Origin of the sequence: Bifidobacterium choerinum (assembly GCF_002761235.1) — a bacterium.
In the GTDB taxonomy this organism is placed as follows: domain Bacteria; phylum Actinomycetota; class Actinomycetes; order Actinomycetales; family Bifidobacteriaceae; genus Bifidobacterium; species Bifidobacterium choerinum.
Genome location: NZ_CP018044.1, coordinates 1,666,172 through 1,687,743 on the forward strand (window position 1 = coordinate 1,666,172; position 21,572 = coordinate 1,687,743).

Annotated in this window: 18 protein-coding genes; 13 read left to right on the forward strand and 5 right to left on the reverse strand. The window is 66.2% G+C overall.

Annotated features, from left to right (window positions below):
- Positions 1 to 60 precede the first annotated feature (60 nt).
- Entirely contained in the window at positions 61 to 687 is a 627-nt protein-coding gene (rpsD, locus tag BcFMB_RS06720; protein ID WP_024541410.1) for a 30S ribosomal protein S4, read from the forward strand.
- Between the two features lie 107 nt (positions 688 to 794).
- Here the strand turns inward: rpsD and BcFMB_RS06725 are convergent, their stop codons facing one another.
- A complete protein-coding gene (locus BcFMB_RS06725; RefSeq protein ID WP_024541409.1) occupies positions 795 to 1,160 on the reverse strand; it encodes a phage holin family protein in 366 nt (121 codons plus the stop codon).
- 40 nt (positions 1,161 to 1,200) lie between these two features.
- On the opposite strand from BcFMB_RS06725, the gene BcFMB_RS06730 reads away from it, so the two are divergent.
- The 6 genes from BcFMB_RS06730 (at position 1,201) to mltG (ending at position 7,100) form a co-directional block, all read left to right on the forward strand.
- On the forward strand, positions 1,201 to 1,878 hold the full coding sequence (locus BcFMB_RS06730; protein ID WP_024541408.1) for a histidine phosphatase family protein: 678 nt from the start codon (positions 1,201 to 1,203) through the stop codon (positions 1,876 to 1,878).
- Positions 1,879 to 1,966: 88 nt separating this feature from the next.
- A complete protein-coding gene (locus BcFMB_RS06735; RefSeq protein WP_024541407.1) occupies positions 1,967 to 2,371 on the forward strand; it encodes a DUF948 domain-containing protein in 405 nt (134 codons plus the stop codon).
- 3 nt (positions 2,372 to 2,374) lie between these two features.
- Complete coding sequence (locus BcFMB_RS06740) at positions 2,375 to 2,611, forward strand: hypothetical protein (RefSeq protein ID WP_024541406.1); 237 nt, start codon at positions 2,375 to 2,377, stop codon at positions 2,609 to 2,611.
- 101 nt (positions 2,612 to 2,712) lie between these two features.
- The gene (gene alaS, locus BcFMB_RS06745) at positions 2,713 to 5,409 is read left to right on the forward strand and encodes an alanine--tRNA ligase (RefSeq protein ID WP_099721358.1); all 2,697 of its coding nucleotides are present in this window, start codon (positions 2,713 to 2,715) and stop codon (positions 5,407 to 5,409) included.
- 12 nt (positions 5,410 to 5,421) lie between these two features.
- Positions 5,422 to 5,898, forward strand: a complete 477-nt coding sequence (ruvX, locus tag BcFMB_RS06750) for a Holliday junction resolvase RuvX (RefSeq protein ID WP_024541404.1) — start codon at positions 5,422 to 5,424, stop codon at positions 5,896 to 5,898.
- A 2-nt stretch (positions 5,899 to 5,900) separates the two neighbouring features.
- Complete coding sequence (gene mltG / locus BcFMB_RS06755) at positions 5,901 to 7,100, forward strand: endolytic transglycosylase MltG (RefSeq protein ID WP_099721359.1); 1,200 nt, start codon at positions 5,901 to 5,903, stop codon at positions 7,098 to 7,100.
- Positions 7,101 to 7,118: 18 nt separating this feature from the next.
- Here mltG and BcFMB_RS06760 read toward each other — a convergent pair whose 3' ends face one another.
- Complete coding sequence (locus tag BcFMB_RS06760; protein ID WP_024541402.1) at positions 7,119 to 7,586, reverse strand: prepilin peptidase; 468 nt, start codon at positions 7,584 to 7,586, stop codon at positions 7,119 to 7,121.
- A 45-nt stretch (positions 7,587 to 7,631) separates the two neighbouring features.
- Between BcFMB_RS06760 and aroC the strand changes: the two genes are divergently transcribed.
- From aroC to aroQ, 3 genes are all read left to right on the forward strand, one after another.
- Positions 7,632 to 8,825, forward strand: a complete 1,194-nt coding sequence (gene aroC, locus BcFMB_RS06765; RefSeq protein ID WP_024541401.1) for a chorismate synthase — start codon at positions 7,632 to 7,634, stop codon at positions 8,823 to 8,825.
- Positions 8,826 to 8,843: 18 nt separating this feature from the next.
- The gene (locus BcFMB_RS06770; protein WP_099721360.1) at positions 8,844 to 10,502 is read left to right on the forward strand and encodes a bifunctional shikimate kinase/3-dehydroquinate synthase; all 1,659 of its coding nucleotides are present in this window, start codon (positions 8,844 to 8,846) and stop codon (positions 10,500 to 10,502) included.
- A 70-nt stretch (positions 10,503 to 10,572) separates the two neighbouring features.
- The gene (aroQ, locus tag BcFMB_RS06775; protein WP_024541399.1) at positions 10,573 to 11,034 is read left to right on the forward strand and encodes a type II 3-dehydroquinate dehydratase; all 462 of its coding nucleotides are present in this window, start codon (positions 10,573 to 10,575) and stop codon (positions 11,032 to 11,034) included.
- A 95-nt stretch (positions 11,035 to 11,129) separates the two neighbouring features.
- On the opposite strand, the gene BcFMB_RS06780 is transcribed toward aroQ, so the two are convergent.
- The 3 genes from BcFMB_RS06780 to BcFMB_RS06790 form a co-directional block, all read right to left on the reverse strand.
- Positions 11,130 to 12,095 carry a GIY-YIG nuclease family protein gene (locus BcFMB_RS06780; protein WP_024541398.1) on the reverse strand — a complete coding sequence of 322 codons (966 nt, stop codon included), beginning with the start codon at positions 12,093 to 12,095 and terminating at the stop codon, positions 11,130 to 11,132.
- Between the two features lie 47 nt (positions 12,096 to 12,142).
- Positions 12,143 to 12,796, reverse strand: a complete 654-nt coding sequence (locus BcFMB_RS06785) for a hypothetical protein (protein ID WP_232513778.1) — start codon at positions 12,794 to 12,796, stop codon at positions 12,143 to 12,145.
- Between the two features lie 110 nt (positions 12,797 to 12,906).
- On the reverse strand, positions 12,907 to 13,329 hold the full coding sequence (locus BcFMB_RS06790) for a hypothetical protein (protein WP_024541396.1): 423 nt from the start codon (positions 13,327 to 13,329) through the stop codon (positions 12,907 to 12,909).
- Positions 13,330 to 13,516: 187 nt separating this feature from the next.
- Between BcFMB_RS06790 and BcFMB_RS06795 the strand changes: the two genes are divergently transcribed.
- The 3 genes from BcFMB_RS06795 (at position 13,517) to pulA (ending at position 21,328) form a co-directional block, all read left to right on the forward strand.
- Positions 13,517 to 15,001: a hypothetical protein gene (locus tag BcFMB_RS06795; protein WP_198405403.1), complete on the forward strand. Its 1,485-nt coding sequence runs from the start codon at positions 13,517 to 13,519 to the stop codon at positions 14,999 to 15,001.
- A 14-nt stretch (positions 15,002 to 15,015) separates the two neighbouring features.
- Complete coding sequence (locus BcFMB_RS06800) at positions 15,016 to 15,804, forward strand: hypothetical protein (RefSeq protein ID WP_024541394.1); 789 nt, start codon at positions 15,016 to 15,018, stop codon at positions 15,802 to 15,804.
- A 325-nt stretch (positions 15,805 to 16,129) separates the two neighbouring features.
- Positions 16,130 to 21,328 carry a type I pullulanase gene (gene pulA / locus BcFMB_RS06805; RefSeq protein ID WP_099721362.1) on the forward strand — a complete coding sequence of 1,733 codons (5,199 nt, stop codon included), beginning with the start codon at positions 16,130 to 16,132 and terminating at the stop codon, positions 21,326 to 21,328.
- Positions 21,329 to 21,572: the final 244 nt, after the last annotated feature.

The window sequence follows — 21,572 nt, forward strand, 5'->3', positions numbered from 1 at the left end:
CATGGGCGTCCATGCCGTGTTCCGTTCAGACAACGACAGAACAAAGAAGGATACAAACCAATGACGAACGTTCAGCGTTCCCGCCGTCAGGTGCGCCTCTCGCGCGCCCTCGGCATCGCACTGACCCCGAAGGCTCAGCGCATCTTCGAAAAGCGTCCGTATGCCCCCGGTGAGCACGGCCGCACCCGCCGCCGCGCCGAATCCGATTACGCGGTACGTCTGCGCGAGAAGCAGCGTCTGCGCGCCCAGTACGGCATCTCCGAGAAGCAGCTGCGCGCCGCCTACGAGAAGGGCACGCACACCGCGGGCCAGACCGGCAACGCGATGCTGACCGACCTCGAGACCCGTCTTGACGCCCTCGTGCTGCGTGCCGGCATCGCCCGCACGACCGCGCAGGCCCGCCAGTTCGTGGTGCACCGCCACATCCTCGTCGACGGCAACATCGTCGACCGCCCGTCCTACCGCGTCAAGCCGGGCCAGACCATCCAGGTCAAGCCGAAGAGCCAGACGATGGTCCCGTTCCAGATCGCCGCCGAAGGCACGCACCGCGACGTGCTGCCGCCGGTCCCGGGCTACCTGGACGTCAACCTCGCCCAGCTCAAGGCCACGCTGACCCGCAAGCCCGAGGCCGAGGAGATCCCGGTGCAGGTCAACATCCAGTACGTGGTCGAATTCTACGCCCGCTGATCTGGATTCACGTACTGTAAATCGATACAGTATAAGGACATACAGCGTAAGGCCCCGCGATGGCTTCGCGGGGCCTTCCGTGTTGTCGGGGAGGGAACGGCGCGCGCTCAGGAGGAGAACGCGGCGCTGACGATGCCGCTGACGATCGACATGATCAGCGAGCCGAGCGTCGCCCACAGGAAGCCGTCGATGCTGACGCCGACGCCGAACAGGCTGAGCGCGAGCCACGAGGCGAGCTCCATGAACAGCCAGTTGATGACGAGGGCGAGGATGCCGAAGGTCAGGATCGAGAACGGCAGCGCGAGCATCTGCACGACTGGTTTGATCGACGCGTTGAGCAGCGCCATGAACAGCGAGAACGCGGCGACGCCGAGGATCGGCGGGTCGCCCACGGCGTGCATGCCGGGAAGCAGCACGACCATGACGCCCGCGGCGATCGTCAGGATCGCCCAGCGAATAAGAAAATCTTTCATGAGCCGATTATAGGGCGGCCGGGTGCGATAATCGGAAACCATGATCGTTCATCTGCATCTCGTCCGCCACGGACAGACCCTCTTCAACCGATACAACCGTCTGCAGGGATGGTCGAACTCGCCGCTGACGGCCGCCGGCCTCGACGACGCGGCGCACGCCGGCGAACTGCTCGCCGACGTCGACTTCGCCGCCGCCTACTGCTCGGACACGACGCGCGCGCAGGTCACCGCCGAGCGCATCCTCGACGTCAACGAATCCCACGGCCACATGCGCCCGCGGCTCGTGTGCGACATGCACTTCCGCGAGCAGTGCTACGGCTACTGGGAAGGGCAGGACATGGGCATGGCCTGGCTCGCCGCCGGCGGCCCGCACGGTGCGCCCACCTACAACGCGATCATCGAACGCCACGGCGTCGCCGCGACCCGCGACTTCCTCAAGGAGGCCGACCCCTTCCACGACGCCGAGTCGGACGATGAGTACTGGGAGCGCATCGCCGGCGGCTACGCGCTCATCGCGTCGAACCCGGCGCTCAGGGACGGCGACCACGTCCTGCAGATCTCCCACGGCAACACGCTGCTGAGCCTCATGCAGCGCTTCGCGCCGGAGGGCTACGACCTGAGCGAACGGCCGGCGAACGGATCGGTCAGCGAATTCGACCTGGACACCGACGCCGACTTCGCCTCGGCGCTCACCGTCGTCTCCTACAACCGGCGCTGACCGGCCGTCTGGGCGCTTGGGTACCCTAATGCGGGTAGGAAACTAGTCGTGACATGCACGTCGTGACAGGAAAGAGGTGCACGAGAACATGGGTGCTGGAGAAATTGCTGGTCTGATCGCGGCGATAGCGTTCGCCGTGCTCGCCGGGTTCCTGATCTATCCGCTGATCCGCCTGGGCAAGCTGTTCGACCAGCTCGCCGACACCGTCAAGGAGACCGGGGACCACGCGCTGCCGGCGCTCGACGAGGGCGTGACGACGGTGCAGCAGGTCAACAAGTCGCTCGCCGACGTCAACGAGATCTCGTCGGCCGCCTCGAGCACCGCCAACAACATCGGCGCGCTGACGAACCTGTACGGCTCCTTCCTCGGCAAGCCGATCATCAAGCTCGCCTCGACCTTCTACGCGCTGAGGGCGACGGCGCGCTCGTTCATGAACAAGGGCGGGCAGCCGGCGCAGGACGCCAAGGCCGCCGCACCGACCAAGGGGGAGTGACCCATGCGCAAACGTCTACTGTGGATCGCGCTCGGCATGATCGCCGGCGTCGTCGCCGTCAGCAAGGCCACCGCCTACGTGAAGGCCAACACCCCCGACAAGGCGCGCCAGTTCCTGCTCGGCCCCGACCAGGAGCACGTCGGCATGCGCACGCTGCAGGGCCTCGTCGCCGAGTTCACCGACGTGCGCCGCGCACGCGAGGCGGAGCTCAACAGCCGCTACATGGACAAGCTCTCCTGAGCGGAGGGACGCGCCGGAGACACGGCGCGTCCCGATATCTTCATTCATTGTTTTTCATCATCCATCCACGGACATCCAGAGTATGTAAGGAGCCGCAAGCAATGCGCACCGCGGAGATCGCCCAGCGATATCTCAACTACTTCAAGAAGCAGGACCACCTCATCGTGCCGTCCGCCTCGCTCATCTCGCCGAACCCGACGACGCTCTTCACGATCGCCGGCATGGTGCCGTTCATCCCGTACCTGATGGGCGAGCAGACGCCGCCGAGCCGCCGCATGGCCAGCAACCAGAAGTGCGTGCGTACGCTCGACATCGACGAGGTCGGCAAGACGACCCGCCACGGCACCTTCTTCCAGATGCTCGGCAACTTCTCCTTCGGCGACTACTTCAAGGAGGAGGCGATCCATTACGCCTACGAGCTGCTGACGAGCCCGGTCGAGCAGGGCGGCTACGGCTTCGACCCCGAGAAGCTGTGGATGACGACCTTCACCGACGATGACGAGGCGCGCGCGATCTGGAGGAACGAGGGCGTCGACCCCGAACACATCCAGATCCTCGGCATGGAGGACAACTTCTGGACGACCGGCGGCCCCGGCCCCGGCGGCCCGTGCTCCGAGATCTACGTCGACCGCGGCCCCGAATACGGCAAGGAGGGCGGCCCGATCGCCGACGAGAACCGCTATATCGAGATCTGGGACCTCGTCTTCGAGAACTACATGGTCGACAACGTCAAGTCGAAGACCGAGCTGCACATCGCCGGCGAGCTCAAGCACAAGAACATCGACACCGGCGCCGGTCTCGAGCGCCTCGCCTACCTGCTGCAGGGCAAGCAGAACATCTACGAGACCGACGAGGTCTTCCCGGTCATCGAGGCCGCCGAGAGGCTCTCCGGCATCAGGTACGGCCAGGACAAGGACGCCGACGTCAAGATGCGCGTCGTCGCCGACCACGTGCGCTCCGCGCTGATGATCATGAGCGACGGCGTGCGCCCGAGCAACGCCGGCCGCGGCTACGTGCTGCGCCGCCTGCTGCGCCGCACGATCGAGGCGATGCGCGTGCTCGGCGTCACGACGCCGGTCATGCCCGAGCTGCTGCCGGTCTCCAAGGCCGCGATGGAGCCGAACTACCCGGAGCTCGCCAACACCTTCCACGACGTCTCCGAGGCCGCCTACGGCGAGGAGGACGCGTTCCGCCGCACGTTGACGAACGGCATCGAGATCTTCGACATGGCCGTCACGAAGGCGAAGGACGAGGCCGGCAAGCAGGGCGACGCCCAGCCGGTCGTCTCCGGCGACGCCGCGTTCACGCTGCACGACACCTACGGCTTCCCGATCGAGCTCACGCTCGAGATGGCGGCCGAGCAGGGCGTCAGGGTGGACGAGGAGAAGTTCCGCGAGCTGATGAACGAGCAGAAGTCGCGCGCCCGCCAGGACGCGCTCAGGAAGCGCCACAACGTGGACCTGAGCGAATACGACGACTTCAAGAACAAGCTCCAGGCGCCGATCGAGTTCCTCGGCTACACCGACATGACGTCGCGCAGCCGCGTGCTCGGCATCATGATGGAGGGCGTCGGCTCGGTGCCGGCCGTCTCCGCGCCGGCGACCGTCGAGGTCATCCTCGACCGCACGCCGTTCTACGCCGAGGCCGGAGGCCAGCTCGCCGACCAGGGCGACATCGTCTCCGACGACGGCGCCGTGCTCGAGGTCGACGACGTGCAGAAGCCGATCAAGGACCTCATCGTCCACCAGTGCCGCCTCATCGAGGGCACGCTCGTCGTCGGCGCCGAAGTGACCGCCGAGATCGACGTCGAGCGCCGCGGCGCGATCGCCCGCTCGCACACCGCCACGCACATCGTGCACAAGGCGCTGCGCGAGGAGCTCGGCCCGCAGGCCACGCAGCGCGGCTCCGAGGACGCGCCGAACCGCCTGCGCTTCGACTTCCAGTGGCCGAAGGCGCCGACGAAGCAGCTGATGAGCGCCGTCGAGGCGCGCGTCAACGACCGCGTGCGCGACAACCTGCACGTCTCGACGCAGGAGATGAAGTTCGACGACGCGATCGCGCTCGGCGCGATGCATCTGTTCGGTGAGAAGTACGGCGACGTCGTGCGCGTCGTCACGATCGGCGACGACGGCTGGAGCCGCGAGCTGTGCGGCGGCACGCACGTCGACTTCGCCGGCAAGATCGGCCTCGTCAACATCATGTCCGAGGCCTCGGTCGGCTCCGGCGTGCGTCGCGTCGACGCGCTCGTCGGCCAGGGCGCCTACGACTACAACGCCCGCGAGCACGCACTCGTCTCGCAGCTGTCCGACACGCTCAACGCGCGTCCCGACGAGCTCGCCGAGCGCGTCAGCACGCTGCTCGCCAAGCTCAAGGACTCCGACCGCCGCCTCGCCGCGATGTACGAGGCGCAGCTCGCCGAGTCCGTCCCGCAGATCGTCGAGGCCGCGAAGGCCTCCGCGGCTCCGGTCGTCGTCGCCGCGAAGAATGTCGGCCACTTCGGCTCCTTCGACGTGCTGCGCAAGACCGTCATGGACATCCGCAACCGCCTGGGCGACGACCGCCCGGTCGTCGTGGCGCTCGCCGGCGTCAACGAGGACGACAAGCCGATGGTCGCCGTCGCGACGAACGAGGCGGCCCGCAAGGGGGGCATCAAGGCCGGCGACCTCGTGCGCGGCGCCTCGAAGATCCTCGGCGGCGGCGGTGGCGGCAAGCCGGACTTCGCCCAGGGCGGCGGCTCCGACGCGTCGAAGATCGACGACGCCGTCGCGGCGCTCGTCAAGGACGCGCGCAAGGCCTGACCGAACCCCCATATGGTCTGGCTAGGCATCGATCTGGGGAACGCCCGGGTCGGACTCGCGTTGTCCGACCCGGAGCTGACCTTCGCCCACCCCGCGGGGAACGTCACCGTGCGCGGGGACTACTTCCAGGCCTTCGACGACGTCCTCAACGTCATCGAGGACGAGCACGTCGAACGCGTCGTCATCGGGCTGCCGCTGCAGATGGACGGCACCGAGGGCAAGAGCGCGAAGAAGGCGCGCCGCTGGGCGAAGTCGCTCGGCACGCGGCTCGCGGCCGAACTGGAAGACGACCTGTCCGGCATCGACTGGATGCCTGATATCATGCTCATGGATGAACGCCTGACGACGGTCGACGCGCATCGTCGGCTGCTCGACGCGCGGCTGGGCACCCGTCGGCACCGCGCCGTCGTGGACCAGCAGTCGGCGGTGACGATCCTGCAGACGGCGTTGGACGGACGCCGCGCCGGCGCGCACGGTTCGGAGGAGTGAGAGTGCCTGAGGATTTGCACGATTTTTTCAACGACGACGTCTGGGATGACGGCACCGGCGCCGACCATCCCGGGCCCGGCGGCGCCGCCGCGCCCCCGCCGAAGCCGCCGCGTTCGCGCCGCGACATGCGCCGCCGGCGCAGGCAGCAGCGCCGCAAGCGCCTCATCGTCGTCATCGCGTCGATCGTCGTCGTCGCGCTGTGTGCCGGTGTCGGCGTCTTCGCGGTCGGCAAGATCAAGCAGTGGCGGCGCAGCACGCTCGCCGACACGGCGGTCGTCGACGACTATCCGGGGCCGGGGGAGGGCCGTGTCGCCTTCACCGTCGAGTCCGGGCAGGGCGTCGCCGAGATCGCCGAGGGACTGCAGCGCGCCGACGTCATCAAATCGGTCGACGCGTTCACGTCGGTCGTCGCGAGCAACGCCTACACGCTGTATCCGGGCATATACGAGCTCAAGCGCCATATGAAGGCGTCGGCCGCCGCGAAGATCCTCTCCGACGAGGGCAACGCGAAGGGCTTCGTCGAGGTGCGCCAGGGCGAACGCCTCGACGACGTGCTCAAGGCGGCCGCCGAATCCTCGGGTATCGCGCTCAAGGACTTCGAGGACTACGCGGGCGACGCCTCGAAGACGGGCGCGATCCTGCCCGCATGCGCGAAGGGCAAGCTCGAGGGCTGGCTCGAACCCGGCGTGTACAACGTCGGCGAGGACCCGACGCCGGCCTCGATCCTGCAGCAGATGGTGCAGGCGAGGATCGAGAAGCTCAACGCGCTCGGCGTGCCCGAAGGCGACCAGAGCGAACGCATCCTGATCGTCGCGTCGATCGTCGAGGCCGAGGTCAACTCGCAGGACTACTACGGCAAGGTCAGCCGCGTCATCGAGAACAGGCTCAAGGACGACATGCCGCTCGGCATGGACTCGACGGTCGCCTACGGATTCAAGATCAAAGGCACCGAGCTGACGAACGAGCAGCTCAACGACGGGTCGAACCCCTTCAACACGCGCGTGAACAAGGGGCTGCCGCCGACGCCGATCTCCAACCCGGGCGACGACGCGATCGAGGCGGCGATGCACCCCGAGGACGGCGACTGGCTGTACTTCGTGACGACCGACCTGAAGACCGGCGAGACGAAGTTCACGTCCAGCTACGACGAGTTCGAGAAGTACGTGCAGGAGTACAAGACCAACAACGAGCACGCGAACTGATCGGCGCACGTCGCCCGCTCAGCCGGCGACGGCGGCGAGCACGGCGAATGCGCCGGCCGCCACGATCACCGGGACGAACGGCACCCTGGCATCCACGCCGGGGCGCCGTTTCGCATATCGGGGCCATATCGCCAGCCACAGCAGGCCGCATACGCCCATGAGCAGCCACCAGCGCACGAAAGTGACGGCGCCGAACGCGCCGACGACGCAGCCGACGAGCGCGCTGGCGGTGACGTCGCCGAAGCCGAGCGCACCGGGACGCACGAGGGCGAGCACGAGCTGGACGCCGGCGCCGCAGACGAGCCCGGCGGCGGCGCGCAGCGGCGCGGCCGGGTCGGCGCCGGTCCACGCCAGCAGCATCCACACGGCGAGCTGCGCCGCGATCCCGGCCGCGACCAGCCGCCGCGGGACCGTGCGCCGACGCAGGTCGGTCACGCACGCCGCGATTCCACAAAGCAGTCCCGGCAGGCAGCAAAGGTACGGCATACCGTTAAGATAGTCACAGTTTTCCCACGGACCAAAGGAGTTGGCATGTTGCGTTGGCAGACCGCTGGCGAATCGCACGGCGAGGCGCTCGTCGCGATGATCGAGGGCGTCCCCGCAGGAGTGAAGATCACGTCGGACGACATCCGCGGGGCGCTCGCCCGGCGCCGTCTCGGCTACGGCCGCGGCGCGCGCATGAAGTTCGAGCAGGACCAGGTGCGCATGCTCACCGGCGTGCGCTTCGGCAGCACGCTCGGCTCGCCGATCGCGATCGAGATCGGCAACACCGAATGGCCGAAGTGGACCGAGGTCATGAGCGCCGACCCGCTCGACCACGAGCTCGCGCGCGAGGGCCGCAACGCTCCGCTGAGCCGTCCGCGCCCGGGGCACGCCGACCTCACCGGCATGCGCAAATACGGCTTCGACGACGCCCGGCCGGTGCTCGAACGCTCAAGCGCGCGCGAGACGGCGTCGCGTGTCGCGCTCGGCGAGGTGGCGCGCCAGCTGCTCGAACAGGTGGCCGGCGTGCGCACCGTCTCCCATGTCGTCTCGATCGGCGGCGCCGGCGTCGACGACCCGACGGCGATGCCGCTGCCGACGCCCGACGATGTCGACATGCTCGATGCGTCCCCGGTGCGCACGCTCGACAAGGACGCCGAGGCGCGCATGATCGCCCGCATCGACGAGGCGAAGGCGAACGCGGACACGCTCGGCGGCGTCATCGAGGTGATCGCCTACGGCATGCCGGCCGGCGTCGGCACCTATGTGGAGTCCGACCGCAGGCTCGACGCGGCGCTCGCCTCCGCGCTCATGGGCATCCAGGCGATCAAGGGCGTCGAGATCGGCGACGGCTTCCTCGAGGCGATGCGTCCCGGCTCGCAGGCGCACGACGAGATGGTCGCCGGCGCCGACGGCCGTATCGAACGCCTGACGAACCGCGCCGGCGGCATCGAGGGCGGCATGTCCAACGGCCAGCCGATCCGCGTGCGCGCCGCGATGAAGCCGATTCCCTCGATCCCGAAGGCGCTGCGCACCGTCGACGTGACGACCGGCGAGGCGGCGCAGGCGATCAACCAGCGTTCCGACAGCACGGCGGTGCCGGCCGCGGCCGTCGTCGCCGAGGCGATGGTCAGGCTCACGCTCGCCAAGTACCTGCTCGAGAAGTTCGGCGGCGACAGCGTCGACGAGACACGCCGCAACATCGAGGCATACGTCGCCTCGTGGCCCGAGCACATGCGCTGAGGGCGCGGAGGGACGGCCATGGCAAGGCACAGCAGACACGAGATGGCCGCGCGCAGACGCCCGGCGGCCGTCATCGTCGGCATGATGGGCGCCGGCAAGACGCGTCTGGGCAAGGAGATGTCGCAGATGCTCGGCATCGGCTTCGCGGACGCGGACCAGCAGATCGAGGAAGCGATCGGCATGTCGATCCCGAAGTATTTCGCGCGGCACGGCGAGGCGGCGTTCCGCGAGGTTGAGCGAAGGACCGTCGCCGAGACGCTCGGCTCCTTCGACGGCATCTACGCGCTCGGCGGCGGCGCGCCGATGACGCCGGCGGTGCGCGAGGCGCTGCATGACTACGCCGAACACGGCGGGCGCGTCATCTACCTGCTTGCCGATCCGGCGGAGGCGATGGAGCGCGCGCGCAGGGGCGGCGGCCGCCCGATGCTCGACGGCGACGCCGACGCGCGCTGGATGGCGCTCTACGAGCAGCGCGACCCGGTCTACAGGCAGGTGGCGAACGTGATCGTGCGCACGCACGGCATGACGCCGAAGGCAGCGGCAAGGAAGATGATCGAAATGACGAACGAGGGAATCGTCCATGTGGACGGCGCCGGCATCGAAGCCTACGACGTGAGGATCGGCGAGGGCGCGCTCAACCATCTGCCCGACGTGCTCGGCGCAGGTCCGGTGCGCGTCGCGCTGATCCACACGCAGTCGGTGCAGCGGCACTCCGACCGGGCGCGCGCGATCCTGCGCAAGGCCGGCTATCAGGTGAGCGACATCGTGATCCCGGACGCCGAGGCCGGCAAGACCGTCCAGGTCGCCGACGGCATCTGGCAGCGCCTCGGCAACGAGGGCTTCACGCGCTCCGACGCGATCGTCGGCCTCGGCGGCGGCGCGTGCACCGACCTCGCCGGATTCGTCGCCGCCACGTGGATGCGCGGCGTCCGCTACGTGAACTGCCCGACGTCGCTGCTCGCGATGGTCGACGCGTCCACCGGCGGCAAGACCGGCGTCAACACGCCGCAGGGCAAGAACCTCGTCGGCTCGTTCTACACGCCCGCCGGCGTGCTCGCCGACCTGAGGACGCTCACGTCGCTGCCGAACGACATCTTCATCGAAGGCCTCGGCGAGGTCGCCAAGTCCGGCTTCATCCGCGACCCCGAGATCCTCACGATCCTCGAGGACCACGCCGACGAGCTGCGCGCCTTCGACGGCGAGACCTTCCTCGATTCGCCGCTCAAGCCGATCGTCGCCGAACTCATCGAACGCACGGTGCGCGTCAAGGCCCACCACGTCTGCGCCGACCTCAAGGAGGCGGGACTGCGCGAATTCCTCAACTACGGGCACACCTTCGGCCACGCGATCGAACAGCTCGAGCATTTCCGCTGGAGGCACGGCAACGCGGTCGCCGTCGGCATGGTCTACGCGGCCGAGCTGTCCAATCTGACCGGGCACCTCGACCGCCCGACCGTCGAATACACCTACGACCTGCTCGACCGTCTGGGACTGCCGACCTCGTGGAACGGCGCCGGATTCGACGAGGTGCTCGCGCTGATGCACCGCGACAAGAAGGCGCGCGGCAACACGCTGCGCTTCGTCGGCCTCGAGGAGATCGGCAGGCCGTTCCACCTCGACGACCCCGACCAGCAGGCGGTGCGCGAGGCCTTCGAACGTGTGCGCCAGCAGGCGTGACGCGCACGGCGCCCGGCATCGTCGCGCACTATCATGGGGCTGACAACGTTTTCCAAGGAATGGAGTGGATATGGCCGAAAATGAGCCGGTCAAGGTGATCGTCGTGAACGGGCCGAACCTCGGTCGCCTCGGGGTGCGCCAGCCGGACGTGTACGGCAGGCAGGACCTCGAGCAGCTGTGCAGGCTGTGCACGCAATGGGGCGAGTCCCTCGGGCTCGACGTGGACGTGCGGCAGACCGACGACGAGGCGCAGATGGTGCAGTGGATGCACGAGGCCGCCGAGCGGCAGAAGGCGGTCGTCATGAACCCGGCGGCGTTCACGCATTATTCGTATGCGCTCGCCGACGCGGCGCACATGGTGCTCGACGCGGACATGCCGCTGATCGAGGTGCACATCTCGAATCCGGCGGCGCGCGACGAGTTCCGCAAGCGTTCGGTGATCAGCCCGGTCGCCACCGGCACGATCACCGGTCTCGGCTTCCTCGGCTACAAGCTCGCGCTCGAGGCCGTCGCCGAACTGACGAAGGGCTGAGCGGGATCTGACCGCATCGGCGCATAAGACGGCGGCCCCCGGAACCGCAATCGGTTCCGGGGGCCGCCGTCTTATGCCTGAGCGTCCGACCGCCGTCAGTCGGTGCCCGCGCCCTCGCCTTCGCCGGTGCGTCGCCACTGGAGCCTGGAGTTGTAGCCATGGGGGACGGCGGCGTCCCCGTCGCACACCGAAGACAGCGTGTCCATCCACCAATGCTCGCGTTCGATGACCGTGCGGTCCGCCACACGAGGGTCGAAGATGTCGAGGATCGAATACTGGAAGTGTTTCTCGATGTACGACGCGCCCTGTTCGGCGACGAGATCCTTCAGCAGCTTGTTGCCGCCGGTGTGGTCGCCCTGCACGTATTCCTGCCAGCGCGACAGCAGGCCGCGCTCGCCGCCGTGACGGCTGTAGGCGGAGCCGACGTAGTGCCAGCCGGTGCGCGTATCGGTCTGCAGGTACACGGCGTTGACGGCGCCCAGCGCGCCGCGCCATTCGTCGTCATGCACGGCGGCGACGAGCTCGTTGAAGGACAGGCGCACGTTGTCGTATCCGGGGAACGGCATCGCCGAGACCGGCGACTGCGCGACCTTCTCGACGATCATCGTGTCGAAGAAGCGCGCCCGCATCCCGGCATCGGCCATGTCGTTCACCATCTGCACCGCGCCGCGCCGTTTGCGGTAGGTGACGACGGTGCGCGCCTCAAAGGGGCGGAAGCGTTCGATCGGTGTGCGCTGATAGACCTCGTTGCCCCCGCGCATCACCGGGGCGCCGGCCTCGTAGCCGCCGATGAACAGCCAATGGGTCGCGGGCTTCTCACGGCCGTCGAGCTGGATGAACTGCAGCACTTTGGGCCGGCGTATGTTGCCGCCGGCCCTGCCGCCGTTCCAGCGGCGCGTGAACACCCAATCCATGAGTTCGTCATGGTGCCCGTAGTACATCGTCATCGCGTCGAACCAAGCGTCGCTGCTCTGGTTCAGCCTGACCGAGTACTGCGAGAGCTCGTCCTCGCCGATGCCGAGCATCTCGAAGAACCTGATCGGCGGGTTGTAATCGTCCATGATGTCTTCCTTTCTGTCGTCGTGCGGCCCGTCGCCGCCTGCGGGATTCACCGCCTGCCGTCCTGCGGCGGACGGCAGGCGCGGCGCCATGCCTCCTCCAGCGAGGCAGCCCCGTGGAGCATCATCGTGAACCAGTCCTCGTCGACCGTGAAGCTCGAGGTCTCGAACAGCATGAGGTCCGCGGGCTGGACCGGCCGCCGATGGCGCCGGAACGAGGACAGGGAATCGGGCAGCCGCGGAATCCGGTCAAGGCACAGCGAGGGGAACGGCTTGCGGGTGCCGCCGTCGAAGGCGATGGCGCCGTCGACGATATCGATGAGGACCGTGCGGCTGCGGGCGGCGACGGTTGCGGCCTCGAGCAGCTGCACGGTCTGCCATAACCGGTCTATCGCCTCGTCGTAGATGTTGGTTCCGTGTTCGTCGTCGATGAGCTCCCGGTAGAACGGCTTGCCGTCGGAGGCCATGATGTTCAGCTCGCGGAAGTCGCCGTCCGGCATGCCGGCGGGCTGCAGCCGCGCGATGGACATGAACGGTACGGAGGCCGTCCCGTTCATGTCCTTCGACGGCGACGTGACCGTCCAATCCGACCAGGCGAGCGCGGACAGCCATCCGGCGACCGCCTGTTCGAGATCGTTCGCGCGTATTGGGCGCGGAACACCGGTGTTCTGGCGAATGCGATAACGGAACCCAAGCGTGGTCATAGGTGCCTTCTTCGATGCGCGACATTAACTTCATATCATGATAACTTATATAAAAGATAAAACGATAACGGGCGCGCCTCATTGCGTGTCCCGGGCGGTGGGGCCGCCTTCTATCGGCTGTTGAGTGTGGCCGTCTCGCCGGTGACGGCCTCGGGAGGGATGATCGCGCGTTCATCGAAATAGGCGATCGGGTTCTTCGAGTCGTTGCGTTCGAGCGTCTTGCCGATCCATGGGTCGTAGCGTTCGCCGGCGAGGTCGCCGAGGAACCACATGCGCATGTCCTCGCGCTTGACGATGCCTTTGATCTTGGCGACGCAGACGACGACGTTGTCCGGATTGAGGACGATGCCGATGTCGCAGCGCACCGCGCGTCCCGGCTCGAGCTTCCACCATCCGGCGCTGCAGCTCCAGACCTCCTCCTGGGTGAGGCCCGGCTCCCAGCCGATGGCGGTGATCGGCTGGTCGTCGGGGTCGTATTCGTCGTAGTCCAGGATCTTCCTCGGCCCGATCTTCATCGTGACGACTTCGGCCATTAGCGTCCTTCCGTGCGAAATACTTTAATATCTTTCTACCAAGATGGAGCAACATTCGGGCGCGCCGGAGCGCTGCGCGATCCGCGTGCCGAGTTGACTGGGCGGCGGTGTGGAATCTATGCTTGCATTATCTTTCTATCTTGTATAAAAGATAAAACGATGGAGGCGGATGATGGCATGTAGGAACATGGAGGTCGGCGATATCGTCGTCGTCGACACGAGTGACGTCAACGCGCTTGGTATCGTCACGGAGATTTCCGGAGATGGCGAGAAGACCGGCGGGGTGGGGGATGCGTCCAAAGGCCGCTGGGCATACGGAATACGCGTACTGCGTGGCGTCCGTCGTGCCGATGGGGCGTCTATGCCGACGGGGGCGCAGATCTGGGTCGATGACGATCCATGGCGGGTGCACGTCGACGGCGAGGACGGATATGCGCTGCCGGAATCCTATCAAGGAGAGAGTGTGGCAAGGTTGCTGGCGAAAGCCGGCGTGGAACGCAGGGGCATGACTCCTGATGAGGAGCGGGCCTTGGGCCGGAGGAGGCGGCGCGGCGCCGTCATACGGTGGATCGTCGCGGTCGTGTGCGTCGTTGCGATTGTGATGGGTGCAGGGGTTCTGGCGAAGCATCATCGGAAGCAAGCGGCCGAACGGCAGCGTCAGGAGCGGCTGGATGGTCTCGTCGGCGACGCTGACTCATATGCGTTGAAGCTCTTGAGGAGATGCGGAGGGCTGCAGACGATCAGCACAGGGCTTGGCGTGCAATACGCAACGGTTGCCCCAAGCGCCGATGGGTTGGATTCGGCGACGTTGGGGTGCATGCTTGAGTCAATGGGGGAGGAGGACACGGGTGCCAATGAGGTAACGCTATGGCGGGCGCTGATTGACGCCTCCATTGGGAACCTCGTGACGAATCCCGGGCAGTTGGTCTCGTTGCCCTGGCAGTCGGTGATGGGGATCGAAGTCCGGTGCGGCATCGATTTCGACGGTCGCATCATGTGCGACGTTCGCAGTGCGGATGGATCATTCGGCGAGAACGGGTCAAGCGATGGCACCTCTCCGGATGGGCAGGCGTCGAATGAGCCGATGCCTGCGGATGCGTCGACGACGACATCCGATAATTCCGGGGAGGTCAGCTCGTGGACCGATGAATTCGATCCGGACAACGTCCGCGGCAGATGGTGCCTGAAGGACGGCGTCACCTGCGTAGTCATCACTCCGCAGGTCGAGGGACAACGCTGGCCTCTTGCGCTGGACACCGCGCGGATGGGGGATGCGAATCCGCTGCCGGACGGACAGACGTCGACGCTGATGGCCCCCAACTATCAAGATGTGCAGGAACCGGAAACGCTCAGGCAGCAATTGCGCATGGTCACCGAATACACCTACCGCATCGACTGCAGCACCCAGCCCGACGACACCCCGTGCGACGGGCAGACGGTGCGTAAGCCGACGTACGACCAAACGACCGGCGCACCCGGTTCCGCCGGCATCGTCATGGTGCGGGAACCGTTGGAGCTGGTACGTGTGGGACCCGATAACACATTGCCCGTCGACGGCCTCGATGAGTCCAATCCACCGGCGCAGGTGGCGTACCTCATCATCAAGCCGTACGGCAAAACGCAGCCCGGCAGCATCTCCAACGATACGGTGTTCTACTCGCGACTGACCTGAATGGAGGACGGCGGATGACGCGCAGAACCATGAGATTGGGCGATATCGTGATCGTCGACGGCGCCGGTCTGGATGTGCTTGGCATCGTCGTGGATGTCTCGACCGATCCGGTGCTGACCGGAGGCGTCGCGCACGATGGCGTACCGGCGTTTCGTGTACGCGTGTTGCACGGGAGGCGGCGTGGGGCGGGTGTCCTGTCGGCTGTGCACGAGGACGTCTGGATTCGCGACGACCCCTGGGGTGTGCATATCGACGGTGAGGACGGTTACGTATTGCCGTGCATGTTCCAGGGGGTGGACGTCGACAGCATGTTGGCGGCCAATTCCGTCTCCAGGCGTTCCCCGTCGCAGGCGACCGTGAGGCGTTCCATGGCGGCTGCCCGGACGAACCAACGTATCTGGGTGCTCGTGGCGGCGGCGATCGTCGTCATCATACTGCTGGCACGTGTGGTCAACCGGCCGCATCCGGACGCGTCCATTCCGCTGGCGCAGGCATATTCCATGCATTGCGGCGCATACCCCGATTCGCCGCCGATTGAATTATGGAACAACGGTGTGAACGTGTGGAGGGGAGTCGAGGGCACCGTTTCGGAAGCGGATGAACCGTGGACCTCCGAGGCCTTCGCCTGCTTTGCCGATCAGATCGGCTATACCAAGGGGGAGGCCGCCTTCGTCGAGGAGATGGAGATGGCGGTGGGTCTCGACCAATATGTGATCAATAAGCACTTCGTGATGTTCTGCCAGCAGGTGCGGTATGTGGATGAGGTGTCCTGCGGGGCGTACAACAGGGCGTTCGTCGGTTAGGACGTCGCCGCCGCGTGCGCGGCGGCGACGGTAGGCCGGCGAAAGCGTACTGGTCGCGTGGCAAGATTCCAGTGGGGGAGGGGCGCGGCGGACGCGTATCGTCCATGCATGCGCAGCGCGGTGGATTTTTGCTCAAGGCTGAGGTATGATGAAGGTTGATTTCACTGCAAACGTATGCACGGTTCGTTGACGAACGCCCCGGAAATCCTTGCATGACATGCGAGCGGGGTCGGGCATACATTGGCAAACCGGATGGGTGGGACGTCGGCATCGCGATGCCTACGCCGAAGCCCTCCGGCCAGGGAAAAAGAGAAATGGAAAACATATGGTGAATCAGCAGTTCCGCACTGCGATGCGCCGCACGACCGGGATGGGCGTGGCCTTCGCCTTGGCCTGCTCGGGTGCGTTGCTCACGGTGCCGATGGCGGCCAACGCCGCTCCTGCCGACACGGGGAGCACGGCGCTTCCCGCCGCGACCGACGTGCAGGTCATCGCGTTCCAGCAGACCTGGAAGTCGATCGCGAAGGAGTGCACGAACACGTACGGACCGCAGGGCGTCAAGTACGTCGAGATCTCACCGCCACAGGAATCGATCCAGGGCACCGAATGGTGGACAAGCTACCAGCCGGTGAGCTACAAACTCGATTCGAAGCTCGGCACCGAAGCCGAATTCAAGAACATGATCACGACATGTGATGCCGCGGGCGTCGGCATCATCGCCGACGTCGTGCTCAACCAGACGACCGGTTTGGATGTCGCTGCAGGCGAGCAGACCGGTGTGGCGGGCACGAAGTACAACGGCTTGACCGGCGGCTATCCGGGCTTCACCGGCGAAAACGGCCAATATCCGCAAGGTGTGACCGCCGCCGACTTCCATGACTACAACAACGGCGCAAGCATCTCCGATTACAAGAACCAGCAGGAGGTGCAGGAAGGCCGCCTGAACTCGATGTGGGACTTCGACACGTCGAGCGAGAAGGTGCAGGACATCCAGTCCGACTATCTCGCCAAGCTCTACAAGATGGGCGTCAAGGGCTTCCGCATGGACGCCGTCAAGCACATCAACAACGAGGACATCAAGGGCATCAAAGACAAGATGGCCCAGAAGGTCGGCAAGAACGCCAACGACATCTACTGGATCCAGGAAGTCATCGGCAACGCGAGCGAAGCGCCCGGCATCCAGCCGCGCAATTACCTGGAGACCGGCACCGTGACGCAGTTCGACTACAAGTCGGACCTCAACGCGAAGTTCAAGGGCAAGATCGCCGAACTCAAGGACCTCTCGACGCGCATCGGCGACCTGTCGTCGAATCCGAACGCGATTGCGTCCAAGGACGCGAACGTCTTCGTGACGAACTGGGACACGGCCCGCAACGACGGTGCGATCACCTACAAGAACGATTCGATGTACGCGCTCGCGAACGCATTCATGCTCGCCTATGACTACGGCACGCCGCGTCTGCTGTCGGACTACAAGTACGACGACGACGCTGCCGGCGCCCCTGGCGCGACGGAGACCTCGGTGCCGGACGTCGACTTCGACCAGGCGTGCTCGACGAAGGACGGCGACTGGAACTGCCAGCAGCGTTGGACGACGACGCGCGGCATGATCGCCTTCCACAACTACGTCGACGGCACGTCGGTCTCCGGCTGGCAGGACGACGGCGCCAACAACATCGCGTTCTCGCGCGGCGACAAGGGCTTCGTCGCGATCAACAACTCGACCGAGGACAAGGACGCCGAATACGCGACCTCGATGCCCGACGGCGAGTACTGCGACGTCTACGCCGTGCAGGACTGCTCGAAGACGGTGACCGTCTCCGGCGGCAAGGTCAAGACGACGGTGCCTGCGATGCAGGCCGTCGCGATCTACGGCGGCGCCACGAAGGCGACGCATCCGGCCTCCGACGTGGCCGTCGACCCGAGCACCCCGGACGTCGTCATCCCGGACACCACCGTCAAGCCGGACGACCAGACGACGACCATCTGGTACAAGCCGACCAACAAGTGGGACAAGGTCTTCGTGCACCATGGCGCCGGCAGCGACTGGACGGCCGTCCCCGGCGAGGAGATGGAAGGGCCGGACGCGCAGGGCTACTACAAGAAGACGATCGACACCAAGGGCGAGGAGCACCAGATCTGCTTCAACGACGGCGCCAACGACTGGGACAGCAACGGCGGCAAGAACTACCTGATCGCCAAGGGCATCACGCAGGTCGGCGTCGAGAACGGCGCGCTCAGCGTAGGCAACCCGGAGGCGATCGGCGCGCAGACCCGTCTCGTCGTGCATTACAAGCCGGCGGCCGATGAGGCCACCGCGAACCGCGGCGTCTACGTCTGGGGCAAGGACACCGCCGGCGCCGACATGAAGGCCGTGAACCATCCGTTCACCGGCGAGGACTGCTACGGCAAGGTCGCGGACCTCACCTTCGACGGCAAGTTCGAGGACCTCGGCTTCATCATCACGACCGAGGACTGGAACAAGTTCGGCGGCGACCGCAACGTCACCGTGAGCAAGACCGGCACCGTCGAGGTGTGGGTCGACGGCACCGGCGACGCGGACGCGACGCTCACCGAGGCTCCGGCCGACTACAAGTGCAAGGCGGACAAGGTCGACGTCACCGTCCACTACATGCGCAACGACGGCCTGTACTTCAACGCGGGCGACACCGAGACGAAGGTCCCGCAGTGGGATCTGTGGATGTGGAACTCGAACAGCAACGGTTCCGCCGCGAAGTTCACGAGCCATGACGACTGGGGCGAGCTGGCCAAGGCCTCCTTCTCCAACTACACCTACCAGGCCGCGAACGGCGAGTCCGACTTCGGCCTGCTGCGCCGCTACGGCGTCGACGAGTGGAAGAAGAAGGACGGCTCCGACGGCGACATCAAGATGAGCGCCGACGCGCTCGTCTTCAGCAACGACGGCACCGCGAAGGCCGAAGTGTGGCTCCTGCAGGACGACCCGACCGTCTACACGGCGCGTCCGGCGCTCGGCGCCCGCATCTCCACGGCCGAGATCGCGCAGAAGAACGCGATCGATGCGAAGCTCACGAAGCCGGCCGACGTCAAGGCATCGGACGTCACGGTGACCGACGCCGACGGCAACAAGCTCGCGGTCGCCGACGTGAAGACCGACGGCACCGTCGTCACGGTCACGCTCAAGGACGACCTCGACCTGACCGCCAAGTACACGGTCGAGATCGAGGGCTTCGGCTCCGCCGACGCCGTCGCCGGATCCGTCGTGCGCACCGACGCCTTCGACAAGGAATACGCCTACGACGGCGACGACCTCGGCGCGACCTACGGCAAGGACGGCTCCACGTTCAAGCTGTGGGCACCGACCGCGGCCAAGGTCGAGCTCGTCACGTTCAAGGCCTCCGACACCGCCGACGCGGCCGAGGATCAGGTCTTCGCGATGAAGCGCGGCGACAGGGGCGTATGGTCCGCGACCGAGACGGTCGCCCCGGGCACCGCCTACGTCTACCGCGTCTCCTTCGCCGACGGCACGAAGAACGACTCTCCGGATCCGTATGCGCGCGCATCGGTCATCAACGGCCGCCGCTCCGTCGTCCTGTCCGACGAGCAGACGAAGGTCGCGGGCTCCAAGCGCATGGCCCCGTTCTCGAAGAACACCGACGCGGTCATCGCCGAGACCCATGTGCACGACTTCTCGAGCAACGCCAACTCCGGCGTCTCGGAAGCCAACCGCGGCAAGTACCTCGGCATGATCGAGAACGGCACGAAGAACTCCGAGGGCAAGGCGACCGGCGTCGACTACCTCAAGGAGCTCGGCGTCACGCACGTGCAGATCCAGCCGATGTACGACTATCTGAGCGTCGACGAGACGAAGCCGACCGACGACAACAACTACAACTGGGGCTACGATCCGGAGAACTACAACGTCCCGGAAGGCTCCTACTCGTCGAACGCGGCCGATCCGAAGACGCGCATCGTCGAAGCCAAGGAGATGGTCAACGGACTGCACAAGAACGGTCTGCGCGTGATCATGGACGTCGTCTACAACCACGTCGGCGACGTGAACACGAACCCGTTCAACCTGACGGTGCCGGGATACTACTTCCGCTACCAGAACGGCTCGCTCGTCTCCAACTCCGGCTGCGGCAACGACACGGCGTCCGAACGTGCGATGATGCGCAAGTACATCGTCGATTCCGTCACCTACTGGGCGAAGGAATACAACATGGACGGCTTCCGCTTCGACCTGATGGGCCTGCATGACCTCGACACGATGAAGGCCGTGCGCGCCGCGCTCGACGCGCTCGACCCGTCGATCGTCATCGTCGGCGAGGGCTGGGACATGAATACGACGATGGACAAGTCCCTCATGTCGATCCAGCCGAACGCCTACGAGCTCGACACGCACAACTCGACGGTCGCGTTCTTCAACGACTCGATCCGTGACGGCCTCAAGGGCTCGGTGTTCTCCGACGAGGACACCGGCTACGCGACCGGCAAGGCGGACGCCGAGAAGCTGATTCTCAACAACATGCTCGGCTGCCGCAACGGCGAGGAGTTCGACGGCGCGTACTGCACGAACGGCAACGCCAACGTCAAGTACGACAACGCGAACCAGATCGTCAACTACGTCGAGATCCACGACAACCTGACGCTCAACGACAAGCTCAACGTCTCGATGTTCGGCGCCAAGACCGACGCCGAACTCGACGAGGGCCAGGTTGCGCAGAAGGTGGCCGCCTCGAAGCTTGCGAACTCGTCGATCTTCCTCGCCAACGGCATCTCCGAGATCCAGCTGGGCCAGGAGTTCCTGCGCTCGAAGGACGGCGACGGCAACAGCTACAAGAACGCCGCCTCGAAGAACGCGCTCGACTGGGACCGTCTGAACGACGCCGCCTACGGCGACAACGCCCAGTACGTGGCCGACCTCATCGCGCTGCGCAAGAAGACCGCCGCGTTCCGCATCGGCGACTACGACGCGATCGCCAAGAACTCGAAGGTCCTCAAGTCCGCCGATGGCGTCGTGGCCTACGAGATCTCCGACGACAGCGGCACCTACGTCGTCGCGCTCAACAACAACGCCGACGCGGTCGCGCTGCCGGGAGTCACCTCCGGCGACTACGGCGTGCTCGTCTCGAACGGCCGCACCTACCGCCACGCCCCCGAGGCCGCGGCGCAGGCCGACGAGGCCGTGCAGGGCGTCGACGCGTCGGTCGCCGGCGCGAAGATCGCCGTCCACGACGGCGACGCGGTCGTCGTGCCGGCCAACAGCGCGCTCGTGCTCGGCCCCGAGTCGGCGCTCGTCGACCCGGTCGAGCCGGACAACCCGGACAACCCGGACCAGCCGGGCAATCCGGGCAACACGGGCAAGCCGGGACAGCCGGGCGCGAACGACCATGTGGACACGGGCTCCACGAACGCCGCCGGCACGGTGAGCGACATGGCTTCGACCGGTTCCTCGGTCGCCATCGTCATCGTCGTCGCGGTGGTCGCAATCATCGCGGCCGCGGTGCTGCTCGTGGTGAACCGCGAGCGCCGCTCGCACTGAGCGTCGGACGCTGACATGACGTCGTCCTCCTGAACGGCGTCACGGCAACCAAAAGCGGGCAGACTGACCTTCGGGTCCGTCTGCCCGCTTTCGCGTATGCGCCCGTCGTGCACGGCCATGCACCGGACACGCCGCGTGGCATCGAGGGCACGTTGCGTGGCAAGGAAGCAAACGTTGCGTGAATAGGGCCTGCGGATGCATCCCGGCATGCTATGCTTGTTCGCCGTAGGCGCAATCACCCGCG